Origin of the sequence: Prosthecobacter sp. (assembly GCF_044236155.1) — a bacterium.
In the GTDB taxonomy this organism is placed as follows: Bacteria; Verrucomicrobiota; Verrucomicrobiia; order Verrucomicrobiales; family Verrucomicrobiaceae; genus Prosthecobacter.
The window spans coordinates 83018-97154 of the sequence record NZ_JBIIHA010000005.1; the positions used below are offsets into that span (position 1 = coordinate 83018).

The following is a 14137-nucleotide window of genomic DNA, read 5'->3' on the forward strand; positions in this document are numbered from 1 at the left end:
CACAGGCCGGCTTGTCACGCCAAAATCATCACTTCGGCATCACGCGCACGATGAAGGCTTTTTTCTCGCCGAAATACTTGGCGGCGACGCGCTGGATTTCCTTCGAGCTGATGTCGGCCATGATGCCGGGCAGCTTCTGGAAATGGTCCCAGCCGAGGCCGTTGAGCTCGTTCCAGGCGATGGTGTCGGCCATGCCGGGATTTCCCTGCTGGGAACGCAGCCAGTAGCTGCGCCAGGTGACGCGGGCACGGTCGATTTCGTCGGCATGGAGGCCGTTGGCGGCGAGATCATTGATCTGAGCCATGAGTTCATTCTCTGCGAGCTTCGCCTTCTTCGGATCGGTGCCGACGTAGAAGTAGAACGCGCCCGCGCCCATCGCGGCGAAGTTTTGCGCGCCGACGTAGTAGGCGAGGCCGAGTTCCTCGCGGATGCGGTTGAACAAACGGCTGCCCATGTCGCTGCACGCCTCGTCAATGAGATTGAGCGCGTGAACTTCGGGATCTTCGAGCCCGACGGTGCGGAAGCCGATGACGATGACGGCCTGCTCCTTGTCGAGATGCTCGGTCCAGGCGTTCGGTTTCGCGCTGGCGTGGCAGGTGCGGCTGTGGGTGGAGTGGCGCGGGCCTTTGGGCAGTTTCGCGAAGGCTTTTTCGACCTGTTTCTTGATCTCGGCGGCCTTCACATCTCCGAAGATGGAGATGACGCCGTTGTGCGTGGTGAGGCTGGCGCGGATCATGTCGCGGCAGTCACCGAGCTTCAGGCTTGCGACTGTTTCCTCGTTTCCGAGCGCGGTGCGGTGGAAGGGCTGTCCGGCGAAGATTTCGCGGCGGGCTTTGCGCATGGCGACGGTGAGCGGGTCTTCCTTTTCCTCCACGATGCTCGCGATCTGGCGCTTTTTCACGTCCGGCAGGCTGGCCTGCGGCAGGGCGGGATTGAGGATGAGATCGGCCAGGAGGTCGAGCGCGCCGGTTTCATCACCGCGCATGACATCCGCGCCCAAAACGAAGCGATGAGCGTCCGCGGTGCAGGAGAGCTGTCCGCCGCGGTTTTCGAGTTCGGAGGCGATTTCGGCGGCGGCGCGCTTCTTCGTGCCTTTGAGCATCATCTGCGCGGAAATTTGCGTGACACCGGCGGTGAGGTCGGTTTCCGCAGGCACGCCGGCGAGGAAGTTTGCGCGCATGCTGACGAGCGGAAGGCGCGGGTTTTCGCCCACGAGCAGCGTGAGGCCGTTGGTGAGCTTGAAGGACTGGATTTTCGCGTGGGTACCATCGCCCCCGCCGGAGGTGACTTTTGTGCTTTCGACGTCCGGGCCGACGAGGACGGTGCTGACGCAGTCCGGCACGAGATAACGACGCGCGACATCACGGATGGTATCCGGCGTCAGTGCGCTGACGGCGGCGAGGAACTGGCCGGGGTAATCCAGCGAGCCGGCGAGCAGCCAGCCGTTGCCAATCGAGCTGGCCTGACCTTTCACGGTGCTGAGCGTGCGAATTTGCGAGCTTAGCGTGGCGCGCACGGCTTTCTCCAGCTCGGCCCGGCCCGGGCCGCTTGCGCGCATCTTCTCGATGACCTCGTTCATGCCGGCACGCAGTTTCGCGGTGTCGGCGGGATTGCATTCCGCCTCGATGGTGAACAATCCGCACTCAGCCGCGCACCACGCGCCAGCCCAGACCCAGTGGGCGAGGGCTTTTTTCTCACGCAGTTCCTGATAAAGCCGCGAACTGCGGCCGGAGCCGAGCAGGAAGCCGAGAACGTCGAGCGCTGGCTTGTCAGGATGGCTTTCCCCCGGGATCTGCCAGCCGAGGGCAACGCGGGTGAGATCGGTGGTGAAGTTTTTCGCGGCGTTGCGCGTGCCTTGCTGACGCGGCTCGTCCGGTAGCAACGCAGGATCGAAGGCGCGGCGCTTCCAGTCGCCAAAGAGCTTGTTGACGGAATCCAGCACGGCCTTGGTGTCCACATCACCGGCAATGACGATGAAGGCGTTGTTTGGAACGTAATGACGCTGCACGAAGCCATGCACGTCCGCGCGGGTGATCTGGTCGAAGACCTCGCGGTGGCCGATGATGGGATGACGCAGCGGATGCTGGCGGAAGGCGGTGGCCTGCAGCAGGTGCTGGATGACATCACCGGGATCGTCATGCCCCATGGCCATCTCGCGCCGGATGACGTCCATCTCACGAGCGAGCTCGTCGGCGTCGAGCTTTGAGTGGCGGATCATGTCGGCGAGGATGTCGAGGTAGCCCTCGGTGTGCTCGGCAAGGCCGTCGATCCAGTAAACCGTGCGGTTGAAGGAGGTGTAGGCGTTCACATAGCCGCCGAGCGCCTGGATGCCCTGCGAAATTTGCGCGGCATCGCGTTTCACCGTGCCTTTGAAGAGCATGTGCTCGACACAGTGGGCGATGCCCGCGCCGGCGTGCTGCTCCTCCTGCAGGCTGCCTGCCTTGATCCACACCTGCACGCTGACGAGCGGATGCGCGTGATCCTCGCGGATGATGACTTCGAGTCCATTCGGAAGCGTGGTGACGCTGGCCTCGGGTGGCGGGACAGAGATGGCGTTTTTCGAGGAGGGAAGGGGCTTTTTCATGAGGAGTGCGCCTCCTTGCCGCTGCGGGCGGAGGAAGGCAGGAACGGGTCGGTGAAGGCGGATTGAAAATCGTAGCCGCCGGCAAAGTCCTCGATGCTGTCGCCGTCGTTCTTGCCGAAGTAGCCGACGTTAATGAGGTTATAAACGATGCTGCCCACGTCCTCGCCACGATGGACTCCCCACAGGTCGAGGATCATGAGGGAAAGCGGGCCGTATTCGCAAAGAATGTGGTCGCGGAATCCAGCGAGCAGTTCCTGGCCTGTGACATGCTGGTCATCGTCTTTCTCATCGCGAAACTTTTTCGAGGCGATGTGCAGCGCGTCTCGCACCAGCTCATAGGCGGCGGGATGGAAGCGTGGATCGTTTTGAACTGAGCGCCTGACGGCATCATCGAAGCTGATGGAGGTCATGGGCGGACTGGGGGCTGCATGATCCGGGATTTACGCGGCGGATGCCGTGGCTTCAAGCAGGAGGGTCTCGAATCGCTCGGCCATGCGGGTGGCGGTGAACTCCTGGCGCACCTTCGCCATCGCGACCCGGGACATTTTTTCTCGCAGCACGTCGTCCTTGAGCAGATTTTCGAGTGCGTCGGCGAGCGCCTTGGGATCATCCGGCTTGCACAGCACACCGCCCTCCGTGGCGGCGAGGAGTTCCGGAAAGGCACCGTGATCCGGCTGCACGAAGGGCACGCCGCTGGCGGCAGCCTCGATGACATAGAGCCCGAACGCCTCGCCGTAGGTCGCGGGGACGCTGAAAACGGTGAGGTCGTGGAAGAAGTGGACCTTGTCTTTGAAATCGAGGTTCGGATGCCATTCGACCCTGCTGGTGAGACCCGCCTCGGCGATCTTCTTCTGCAGCCCGTCCACATATTTCTCATCAAGCGGCGTTTTAGCGCCGCCGACGCGCAATTTGAGCCGGGGAATGCTTCCACGATTCGCGAGTTCGATGAAGGCATCGACGAGCGTGGTGAGGCCCTTGCCGTGGATCATGCGGGCAAAGTAGCCGATGACGGGCCAGTTCGGGTCGGGCGACGAAGTGGTGAAGGCGGTGGCGTCGATGCCGTTTGGCAGCACCTTGATCTGCCCCTCGGCGGCGTCGAGACGCTGGCGCATGTGGTCCGCGTAAAACTGGCTGGGCACGATGAAGCGGCGGACGCTGCGCGCGTTGCGCTGCATGGCGGCCCAGCATTGCGTGCGGTAGGGTTCGGGCAGAGTGTCGAGGAAGCTGTCCTCGCCTTGCAGGGAGCACACGATGGGGATGCCGAGTTCTTTTTCGATGGTGGGTGCCAAGCCGGTGAGCAGGCTGTTGGAGAGCGAGACGACATCGAACTTCTTTTCGCCGCGAATCCATTCGATGAGTTTTTTCCACTCGGCCCACTGGCGGCCCTCGCTGCCCAAAAGGCTGCCGAGAGTCATCTCACCGAGTGATTTGGCGCTGGTCATGCCCATGCCCTTGGCGGCGAGTCGCAGCTTTTCCGGCGAGTTGAGCCAGCGATGGATGAAACGCGGCAGCTTGTGGAACCACGTGAACTTCTGCTGCAAAAAAAGCGAGATGCCGCCGATCTGGACGGGCAGCTCCTGCGCGCCGAACTCACGATCGGTCACCAGCGGCAGGTACAACGGTGCCATGAGCGCATCATGCCCGCGCACGCGGAGGGCCTTGATCAGCGCATGGTCGCGCAGGCAGCTTCCGCAGTGGAAATTACCGGTGCCGGGGGTGAGGTGGAGAATGCGCATCGAGAATGACGAAATCAGAGCCGAGCGAAGCGAGACAGACGAGTGAAACGAGCCCGGAGGGAAACGAAGTGAATCAATGAGTAATGACGAAGAACGGATGCCGAAAGCAAAATAACGAACTCCGATACGCTTCAAAGAGCATTCGGAATTCGCCATTCTGGTTTCGTCATTCCCGCGCAGCGGGTCACGTCTCCGTGAGGCCGCGTGCCATCACCACCTTGCCGGTGCGGACGGTTTCCGCGATGTCGAACTTGCTCAGCAGGCGGACGGCGGCGTCGAGCTTGTCGGTGTTGCCGGTGATCATGGCGATGAGGCTGTCCTCCTGGAGGTCCACGGTCTTGCCGCCGTAATGCTCGATGATCTGAAGGATCTCGGTGCGCTGATCGGGGCCGGCGGCGATCTTGATAAGCACCATTTCCTTCGCAACGGCGTCGCGGTCGGTGTGCTCGGTGCAATGGATGACGTCGATGAGCTTGTTCACCTGCAGGATGATCTGGCCCAGACCTTCCGGGTGACCGCTGATGCCGATGGTCATGCGGCTGAAGCGCGGATCGCGCGTCTGGGAGACGACGAGGGACTCGATGTTGAATCCGCGACGGCTGAAGACGGCGCAGATGCGGCCGAGGACTCCGGGCTGGTTGTTCACGTAAACGCTGAGCGTGTGAATGTTGATGATGTCAGCCTGCGGAGACGGCTTTTTGTCGGTGGTGGCGGGGATGCGGTCACTCATGGGTTTGCGATTGGTGATTTATGATTTGGAAAAGAGGTCTGAATCGGCGGCGAGACGTTTTTGCGCGATCTGGATGTAGCCTGCGTCTTTTTCGATGCCGAGCCATTGGCGCTGGAGGCGCTGGGCGGCGGCGGCGGTGGTGCCGGAGCCGAGAAACGGATCGAGGACGAGATCACCCTCGTCGGTGGCACAGGCGATCAGCCGTTCGATGAGAACAATGGGCTTTTGCGAGGGATGGCCACACTTTTCCTTCGAATTTCCCTTCAAACTGGGCACGCGTAGGATGTTGGTGGCATATTTGCCCTTTTCGAGATGGGCGCGGCGGGCGTCCATGTCTTTGTAGCGTTTGTCTTTGAGGTAAGTCTCGATGGTTTTGGCGTCGTAGGGGACGCGCACGGCATCCTTGTTGAACTTCACCTTGTCGCCTTTGCGAAGCACGAGGACCATCTCGTACTGCGGGGTGAAACTGTCACGGCGCTCGTCATAGCCCACCGCTCGATCCCAGATGATGAGGTCGTGAAACTGGTGCTGCTGGCTGAGCCGTGACATGAGATGCAGAAAGGTGTGCTCGCGTTTGCCTAGCTGGCCGAAGATGAAAGCGAGGCCGTCCTCGCGGAGGACGCGCATGGACTCAGCGACCCACGCGTCGCACCAGGCGAGGTAGTCGGCCGAAGTTTTCCATTGGGTGTCCCAGGCTTCATTTTCGAGAACATTAAAATAGGGCGGATCGGCGATGATGGATTGGGCGACGCTGTCAGGGAGTTTTAGGAGTTCCTTGAGAGCATCGCCATGGATGATGCGGTTGGTTTTCATCGTTCCATCACCGCACCCGGGCGAGTGCGCCTGCGGGTTAGGTCGAACCGGTGGGTTTTTCCATCTTCTGCTTCGGCGTTTCGAGGATCATGTCCTCCAGCGCGGCGCCGGCGGGGATCATCGGGAAGACGTTTTCCGCCTTGATGCACTCGGCTTCGATGATGCAGGGGCCGTCGTTGTAATCGAGGGCCTGCTGCAGGATGCGCTCGACGTCAGCGGGGCGGCGGATGTGCCAGCCTTTGATGCCGTAGGCTTCGCCGAGCTTCACAAAGTCCGGGTTGCCGATGAGATCGACGCCGCTTTCGCGGTTCTCGAAGAACAACTCCTGCCACTGACGAACCATGCCGAGGTAGCTGTTGTTCAGGATGAGGATCTTGATGGGCAGCTTGTGAATGGCGGCCGTGGCGAGCTCAAACAAAGTCATCTGGAAGCCGCCGTCGCCGACGATGCACGCGACGAGCTTGTCCGGGCAGGCGAGCTGGGCGCCGATGGCCGCGGGGAATCCGAAGCCCATCGTGCCGGCGCCGCCGGAACTGAGCCAGTGGTAGCTCTCGTCGTTCTTGTAGAACTGCGCGGCCCACATCTGGTGCTGGCCGACATCCGTGGTGACGATGGCCTTGCCCTTCGTGAGGGTGTAGAACTCATCAATGACCTGCTGCATGCGCAGACCGCCCTGCTTCTTATAAGAGAGCGGGTATTTCTTCTTGTAGCCGTCGAGATGGGCAAGCCAGTCTTCGGTGGGCAGTTTTTCGACGTGCGGCAGCAAATCGCTGAGCGCGGCCTTGGCGTCGCCTTTGATCGCCACGTCCACCTTGATCATCTTGTTGAACTCTGCGGCGTCGATGTCGATGTGGATGAGCTTGGCGTTGCGGCCGAACATGTGCGGCTTGCCGATGATGCGGTCGTCGAAGCGGGAGCCGACATTGAAGATGAGGTCGGCTTCGCAGATGGCCTTGTTCGCATACGCGGTGCCGTGCATGCCGAGCATGCCGAGGGAGAGCGGGTGCGTTTCCGGGAAAACGCCCTTGCCGAGCAGCGTCGTGGTGACCGGGCAGCCGAGCGTTTCGGCCAGCGTGAGGAGTTCATTGTCCGCACGGGCGATCATCGCTCCCTGACCGGCGAGGATGACCGGACGCTTTGCGGCGGCGAGCAGGCGGGCAGCCTCCTTGATGCGTGACTGGTCGATTTTGAAGTTGTCCTCCGGATGGTAGCCGGGCAGGTCCATCGGCTCGTCAAAAGTGCCGGTGAAGGCCCCTTGGCTGATGTCTTTCGGGATGTCGATAAGCACCGGACCCGGACGGCCGGTGGTGGCGATATGGTAGGCTTCCTTGGCGATGCGGGGCAGCGCGTTCGTCTGTTTGACGAGGAAATTATGCTTCACGACCGGGGCCGTGATGTTGAAAATGTCCGCCTCCTGGAAGGCGTCTTTGCCAAGCATCCAGGTGACCTGCTGGCCGCACAGGATGATCATCGGAACGCTGTCCATCTGGGCGGTCATGATACCGGTGACGGTGTTGCCAGCGCCGGGGCCGGAGGTGACGAGGACGACGGCCGGCTTGCCTGTGGCACGGGCGTAGCCGTCGGCCATGTGGACCGCCCCCTGCTCGTGGCGGACTAGGACGAACTTCATGTCCGTCTTCACGGTCTGGAGGGCGTCAAAGATCGGGATGGCCGCGCCACCGGAGTAGCCGAAAACGTACTCGATGCCGAGATCGGCGAGGGTTTTGATGAGGGCTTGAGCGCCGTCCATTTTTTGCTGGCTCATGGTATTCTGGGTGAAAATTGCGATTTGGGAGGTCAAAGTGGGTTTAAACCGATAATTCACAAATGAAAATTTAGATTTTTGAGGCAAAACGGGGTTAAAAGCCGAATCGGGATGTTAAAAATTAGCCATTTTTGCCTTAATTTCACTCTTGACAGTCCCAACCCAATTCAAAACCAGCCCAATAAAGCCACTCAGGTCATTTCTCCTTCCGAATCCTTGAAACCGACTTCGAAACCTTTCCCCAGCCATCCACGACACGCGGAAGTTTTCCGAACCGGTCTCCCGTTCGTTCTAATTTCCAGAGGTGCCGCCGAAAGGTCTACCGGGCTATTCCAGCCACGAGAATGAGCTCCTAAACGGTTTCCCGGTCGTTCGGATTTTCAGAAGCACCGCCGAAACGTTTCCTCGGGCATTCCAGCCTCGAGAAAGACCTCCCAAACGTTTTTTCGATCGCTCGGATTTTCAGAGGTGGTTCCGAAGCGTTTCCCCGGCGCGTCCACAACGGCGGCGATGACATCCGCCACGGCTCGGAACCGTTACTTCTTGATCCGGTAGAGGTTACCCTCCGTCCGGATCAGCAAATCGGAGCCGACCACGGCATACGAGGCGAGGGAGCGCTCGCCGAGGTCGTTCTGGGCCAGGATTTCGAAGGTTTTGCCGGGTTTCACGACGACTCCGAGGCCTTTTTCGTCCTGAAGGTAAAGTTTGCCATCGGCAACGAGCAGGGAGGCGGAGATGGGGCCGGTGCAGCGCTCGGAGTAGTGGATCTGGCCGGTTTTGGCATCGGCGCAGGTCAGGATGCCGTTGTCGGCCACGAAGTAGAGCTCGTCGCCAATGACCGCCATGCTGGGATTGTGCGGGACGGCCTTGTCGATCGTCCATGCGACGTGGGTGCCGGTGACGTCGCCCTTGCCGTCCACCTTGATGGCCAGGAGGACCGGCTTGTCGTAGCTGCTGGAGACAAAGACCATGCCGTGCGCATAGACCGGGCGCGGAACGACGGAGTAGCCTTCGCCATAATAGCAGCGCCAGATTTCCTCGCCGGTCTTCGGATTGAGCGCGTTTACCACGCCGCTGCCAGGGCTGATGAGCTGCTTCTGGCCGTTGATGTCGATGATCAGAGGCGTGCAGAAGGAGAACTTCTTTTTCGCGTCTGACTGACGTGCGAAGGCCCAGCGCTGTTTGCCGGTTGTTTTGTCGATCGCGATGACCTTCGGGTCCTTTTCCGCGTCAGCGGAGAAAATGAGCATGTCCTCAAAGAGCACCGGGCTGCTGCCGTTTCCATGCACGGGTGAATACGCGTACTCCTGCGTGGCCCAGAGAGTCTTGCCTGTGGCCGCGTCGAGGCAGGCGGTGCCGAGGTGGCCGAAGTGAACGTAAAGTTTGCCGTCCTCGAAGACCGGCGTCGGGCTGGCATGGCTGTTTTTGCGATGCGCCCGAGGCGATTTGGCCTGAAAAAGCTCCACATCCCAGACGGATTTGCCATTCGTCGCGTCGAGCGAGATCACGCGCAGCGAGCGGTCCGCCGTGGCCTCCTCCTTGCCGCTCATCGACACTGCCGTGGTCAGGAAGATTCGATTACCGACCACGACCGGCGAAGACCAACCAATCCCGGCCACCGGAACCTTCCACTCGATGTGGGAGGTGGGACTCCAGGCCAGCGGCAGATTTTTGGCCTCCGAGTGCCCTTGGGCATTGGAGCCGCGAAATTCCGGCCAGTCAGTGGCGGAAGCGGTGAATGTGACAAAGGAAAGCGCGGCTAGAAGTCGTGAGGTCATGGCGGCGGTGCATACGGAGCACAAGCCCTCCGACCTTCACTCAAATTCACGCGTCTTCATGCAAGACGACATGCAGCCTGGCCAAGAATGGCTTCTTCGAGCTTAGCGAAACACAATCTGCGATGGATTCCCCACCGGCGTGTAATGGCCGGTGAAGGCCAGCCTGCCGGTGCTTTTGTCCACACGAAAGACGGCGACGTGATCGGCGCGCTGGTTGCAGCAGTAGAGGAAGCTGTTCGTAGGATCGAAGGTGAAGCTGCGCGGGTAGTCGCCACGCGTCCATTCCTCGGTAATGAAGGACAGCGTGCCATCCGCGCCGATGGCGAAGATGGCGATGCTGTCATGCAGGCGGTTGCCGGCATAGACGAACTTTCCATCCGCGGAGACGAGGATCTCGGAGCAGAAATTGCTGCCCGCATAACCCGGTGGCAGGCTGGAAATCGTCTGCCGTTCGGCGAGGCGGCCGGTCTGCGCGTCGAAATCAAACAGCGCGACGGTAGAGCCCTCCTCCTGGATCGAGTAGAACCAGCGACCGTTCGGATGAAACGCGAAGTGACGCGGGCCGTCGCCGGGCGGCAGCGAGACAAACGGCGTTTCGGCGGGAGTCAGCGTGCCTTTGTCCGCGTCAAACTTCCACACGAGGATCTGATCGAGGCCGAGATCGACATGAATGACGAATCTGCCGGAAGGATCCGCCTCGATCATGTGCGCGTGCGTTTGATCGTGCCCGCTGAAGGCAAAGCTGCCCGGCGCGGCGTTCGTGGCCTTCGTGGGACCGATTTTTCCCGCGTCCTTCTTCACATCCGTCGCCTCACCGAGGCTGCCGTCTGGTTTGACCGGCAGCACGGCCACCGAACCGCCGAAGTAGTTCGCCACGAGCACGAATTTGCCGCCAGGATGCACACTGAGATGCGCGGGGCCTTTTCCACCGGAAGGGACGCTGTTCAGCAGCTTCAGCGTGCCGTCTTTCTCGACCGCGAAAGCGCTGACTGTGCCGGATTCATTCTCACCGACACGCTCGGTCTCGTTGCCGGAGTAAAGACGCGTCTTGTCCGCGTTGAAGGCGAGACAACTCGGACTCGTGCCCATTTCATAGACTCCAGCGGGCGTCATGGCACCGGTGGCGCGATCCACCTCAAACAGATGGATGCCGCGCCCGTTCCCCGGCGGCAGATCGACCTGAGTGGGCCGCATGTTTTTCAACGGGGAGGTGTAGGTGCCGACATAGGCCATGAGCCTGCCGCCTTCATCCGCGGCCCGGGTTCCCGCCAAGGATGCCAGCAGCACGGCGGAGACTGATTTCAGAATGGAACGGCGGCAGGCGGGGAATGAAGTCGTGGTCACGCAAAGCCTACGGCTCCCGGCCTGCCGCTTTTACATGCGCCGCAGGCATGTCCTTGATCATTTTTTCTTCCCGAGCCATTCCACGCTGAGAATCTGCTCGATCTCCATCTTGCCGCCGGCCTCGGGGAGGTTCTCCACCGACTTCTTCCAGGTCACGCGGCACTTTTTGCCGACATGGCCTTCCGGGTTTTCGATCACCTTGTCCACGGAGGCGTCGGGCTTCAGGATGAAGTAGGAAACCTCTTCGCCGTCCACCGTGCGCATCTTCCAGTGGAAGTAATCGCCCTCATCAATGCCGAGGAAGGTGCCGTCGGTGAGTTTGGCCGCCGCCTTGGGCTTGTCCGCCGGCCTGCCCTTCTTCAAGGCGGCCACGAAGGCCTCGCAGTTCGTCGTGTATAGCTCTGTAGTGGCCTGGTAGTCCTCGCCGTGGAAAACCGGTGCGGGTTTCTCGGTCGTGAGCCACTTGAAGATGTTGCCGTCTTTGAAGTAGAGCCGCTCCTCGACCTTTGCTCTGTTCTTGCTGCCTTCGGCGCCCTTGCGGTAAGTGTTGAAGACGAAGAGCGGCTTTTCACCCTCCAAGTAATACTCCGTGACGCCATCGCCATCATCGCCGCAGACCGCGACGATCTTTTTCACCTCGCCGCCATCCAGGAAGCCGGTCAGCGCGAAGGCCGTCTCGTCCTCCTTGTGCGTGGCAGTGACTTTCTTGAGTGCGGCCTCGTTGGCGTTGATCTCGTTGTAAACTGCCCGGTGGTGCGCGGTGTCGCTCTGCGCATTGGCAGAAATGGCAAACGCGGTAAGCAGGGCCGCGACAGGAAGGAAAGGGCTGGATTTCATCGTCATGACGAGTCGACAATAATTATCCCGGGGCAAGAGTTTTAATGGCGTTGTTTTGAAACGACCGCTGGCGCGAAAGGGCTTCCGCATGCCTGATCCGACACGCATGTCCTTCCTCGAACGACTTTTCTCCATCCCGCCGGTCCGCAAGACGATCTGGCGGCTGTGGTATCCCTTTCTTACACGCCGTCTGCGGGGCGAGGAGGTGTTGTTTCTCAACTACGCCTTTGAAACCGATCCCCCGGTCGGATTGCGGCTTGATGCTGACGACGAGCCGAACCGCGCCTGCATTCAGCTTTATCATCACGTCGCCTCGCAGATCGATCTGCGAGGCAAAGATGTGCTCGAAGTGAGCTGCGGGCACGGCGGCGGCGCGTCGTGGATCACGCGCACGCTGCGGCCCGCAAGCTACACCGGCCTTGATCTCAACCCAACCGGCATCGCCTTCTGCCAGAAGCGGCATCATGTGCCGGGCCTCGTTTTCAAACAAGGCGACGCGCAGAGGCTGCCCTTCGCCGACAGCTCGCTCGATGCGGTCATCAATGTCGAGGCCTCGCACTGCTATCCCGACTTTCCCGGCTTCCTGGCCGAGGTGGCGCGTGTATTGAAACCTGGCGGCCATTTCCTCTACGCGGATTTTCGTTTCAGCGACCAGTTGGCGGACTGGGAAGACGCCATCGCCGCAGCGCCGCTCACCATCGTGCAAACGCGCGACATCCGCGAGGAGGTGCTGCGTGGCATGGACTGCAACGCGGTCCGCAGTGAGGCGCTCATCTGCCGGCGGTTGCCAAAATTCCTGCACTCCCTCGGCCGCGACTTTGCGGGCCTGCCGGGATCACGCGTGTATGAGGCGCTGAAAGCGCGCGAGCTGTCCTACCGCTCCTGGTGCTTCCAAAAGCGGTGATCAGGCTCCGATGGCAAGCCAGTGAAACTCCACGGCAAAGAGACGCGAGGCGTTCCAAGTGGAGATCACGGCTTGAAAGCCTGACACCGTGATGTTTTCCGCCTTCAACGTGATGCGGGCGCTTTCACGCCGGTCAATGTCGAAACCTGTGAGGCCCAGATGCACGACTGGAATGGCCGCAAACGATGAGTCGAACACGACATCCACCACAAAACTCCGGGAGTTCTCCGAGTGCGGATAGACGATGTCGAGCGTCCAGCCCGGGGTGAGGATGCCGACACCGACAGAGGAGGATAGAACTTTCCACGGGACAGGGGGAGCGTGCATGGAAGGTGGAACAGCAGCATCCGGGCCGGATTCGCGCCCGCATCACCAGGCATCGACGTTGGCGCATAAAACCTTGGCAAAAACGAACGACGGGCGCTAGGGAGGCTGATGAAGTTGGAACAAGGCCAGATATGGAAGACGGGCGATGATGACTATCTGCGCATCGTTGAGTGGGCGCGTTTGTCCATTGTGTACAAACGCATGAAAAACCCGGCCTCGAAAGAAGGCACGCAGCATATGGCGACTAAAAAAGAGTTCTGCCGCCTGCTGAAAGGCGCGGTGCTCATCCAGCCAGGGAAGCCGGCCGGAGAGTAAATCAAAGCCTCATCGCAAAGAGTTAGCAGGTGATGTCCATGCCCTTGTGCAGATAAAAGCGCTGCGGGCCGTCTTCATCTCACTTCGCCTTGAAGTAACCGCGCTGCTTCTCGCTGATGGGCAGGCCGAGCTTTTCCATGACCTTGAGCATGTCCTCCCACACCTGGCGCTTCGCATGGATGCCGTCCCCCATCTTTTCCTCACGCAGCAGATAAGATGGATGATAAGTCACCATTGTCGGAATGCCGCTGGTGCTGTGAAAACGGCCGCGCAGGCCGCCGACGCTCCCGGGAATCCCGAGTCCTTCCGCCGCCGTCGCTCCGAGAGCCACGATGACCTGCGGTTTGATCAAGTCGATCTCCGTCAGCACGAACGGCAAGCAGGCCTTCATCTCCTCGGCGGTCGGTTTGCGGTTGGCGCTGCCCTGATTGTCCATCGCAGGCCGGAATTTGCAGATGTTGCTGATATAAACCTGCGGCCGGTCGAGTCCCATCGCCTTGATGATCGCGGTCAGCTTCTGCCCGGCGGGTCCGACGAAGGGTTCGCGCAGTTTTTCCTCTTCAGCGCCCGGTGCTTCGCCCACAAACATCAATCTGGCATGCGGATCACCCACGGCGAAGACCATCGTCTTGCGCAGGCTGTTGAGCGCTAGCGCTGGCTCCCACGTCTCGGCCATCGCGCGCAACGCGGCGAGCTTTTCCTCGATGCTGGCACCCGCGACTTCGATGAGACCGGCTTTCTTCGTTTCGGGCGGCGGATTGTCGAGAATCCGGCGGGCTTCCAGCGCGGATTCGACCGCGATGGGCTTCGGCGCCTCGGGCATTTCGCGAATGGCAGGTTTGCGGCCCAGGCCGCTCAATTTCTCCAGCGCCTCAGCCCGCAGCGGAATGTGCGTCACGCCCTGAAGCTGGCGCTGCTGCAGGTGCTGTTTGAGAAGCTGGGTGGCGGCGGACATGAAGAGAAATGACGAAACCAGAATGGCGAATGGCGAAGGAATGTCGAAC

Annotated in this window: 13 protein-coding genes; 2 read left to right on the top strand and 11 right to left on the bottom strand. The window is 60.8% G+C overall.

The annotated features are described in order from the left end of the window. Positions 1-28 precede the first annotated feature (28 nt). From ACILSE_RS06330 to ACILSE_RS06370, 9 genes are all read right to left on the bottom strand, one after another. A complete protein-coding gene (locus ACILSE_RS06330; protein ID WP_395716524.1) occupies positions 29-2584 on the bottom strand; it encodes a M16 family metallopeptidase in 2556 nt (851 codons plus the stop codon). Then, on the bottom strand, positions 2581-2994 hold the full coding sequence (locus tag ACILSE_RS06335) for a Minf_1886 family protein (RefSeq protein ID WP_395716525.1): 414 nt from the start codon (positions 2992-2994) through the stop codon (positions 2581-2583). Before ACILSE_RS06335 ends, ACILSE_RS06330 begins: the two co-directional genes overlap by 4 nt. 30 nt (positions 2995-3024) lie before the next feature. Then, on the bottom strand, positions 3025-4320 hold the full coding sequence (locus ACILSE_RS06340) for a glycosyltransferase family 4 protein (protein ID WP_395716526.1): 1296 nt from the start codon (positions 4318-4320) through the stop codon (positions 3025-3027). Positions 4321-4504: 184 nt separating this feature from the next. Then, the gene (gene ilvN, locus ACILSE_RS06345) at positions 4505-5050 is read right to left on the bottom strand and encodes an acetolactate synthase small subunit (protein ID WP_395716527.1); all 546 of its coding nucleotides are present in this window, start codon (positions 5048-5050) and stop codon (positions 4505-4507) included. An 18-nt stretch (positions 5051-5068) separates the two neighbouring features. After that, complete coding sequence (locus tag ACILSE_RS06350; RefSeq protein ID WP_395716528.1) at positions 5069-5863, bottom strand: DNA-methyltransferase; 795 nt, start codon at positions 5861-5863, stop codon at positions 5069-5071. Between the two features lie 37 nt (positions 5864-5900). Further along, a complete protein-coding gene (gene ilvB, locus ACILSE_RS06355; RefSeq protein ID WP_395716529.1) occupies positions 5901-7628 on the bottom strand; it encodes a biosynthetic-type acetolactate synthase large subunit in 1728 nt (575 codons plus the stop codon). Between the two features lie 536 nt (positions 7629-8164). Next, positions 8165-9406 (bottom strand): PQQ-binding-like beta-propeller repeat protein, encoded by a 1242-nt coding sequence (locus ACILSE_RS06360; protein WP_395716530.1) that lies wholly within the window; start codon positions 9404-9406, stop codon positions 8165-8167. Between the two features lie 102 nt (positions 9407-9508). After that, on the bottom strand, positions 9509-10750 hold the full coding sequence (locus ACILSE_RS06365; protein WP_395716531.1) for a lactonase family protein: 1242 nt from the start codon (positions 10748-10750) through the stop codon (positions 9509-9511). 57 nt (positions 10751-10807) lie between these two features. Next, entirely contained in the window at positions 10808-11587 is a 780-nt protein-coding gene (locus tag ACILSE_RS06370) for a hypothetical protein (RefSeq protein ID WP_395716532.1), read from the bottom strand. Positions 11588-11693: 106 nt separating this feature from the next. Between ACILSE_RS06370 and ACILSE_RS06375 the strand changes: the two genes are divergently transcribed. Beyond that, a complete protein-coding gene (locus ACILSE_RS06375; protein WP_395716653.1) occupies positions 11694-12491 on the top strand; it encodes a phthiotriol/phenolphthiotriol dimycocerosates methyltransferase in 798 nt (265 codons plus the stop codon). Here ACILSE_RS06375 and ACILSE_RS06380 read toward each other — a convergent pair whose 3' ends face one another. Beyond that, positions 12492-12818 (bottom strand): H-type lectin domain-containing protein, encoded by a 327-nt coding sequence (locus tag ACILSE_RS06380; RefSeq protein ID WP_395716533.1) that lies wholly within the window; start codon positions 12816-12818, stop codon positions 12492-12494. Between the two features lie 108 nt (positions 12819-12926). Between ACILSE_RS06380 and ACILSE_RS06385 the strand changes: the two genes are divergently transcribed. Beyond that, positions 12927-13133, top strand: coding sequence for a hypothetical protein (locus ACILSE_RS06385; protein WP_395716534.1), 207 nt, complete (start codon positions 12927-12929; stop codon positions 13131-13133). Positions 13134-13212: 79 nt separating this feature from the next. Here ACILSE_RS06385 and ACILSE_RS06390 read toward each other — a convergent pair whose 3' ends face one another. Continuing rightward, complete coding sequence (locus ACILSE_RS06390) at positions 13213-14088, bottom strand: uracil-DNA glycosylase (RefSeq protein WP_395716535.1); 876 nt, start codon at positions 14086-14088, stop codon at positions 13213-13215. Positions 14089-14137: the final 49 nt, after the last annotated feature.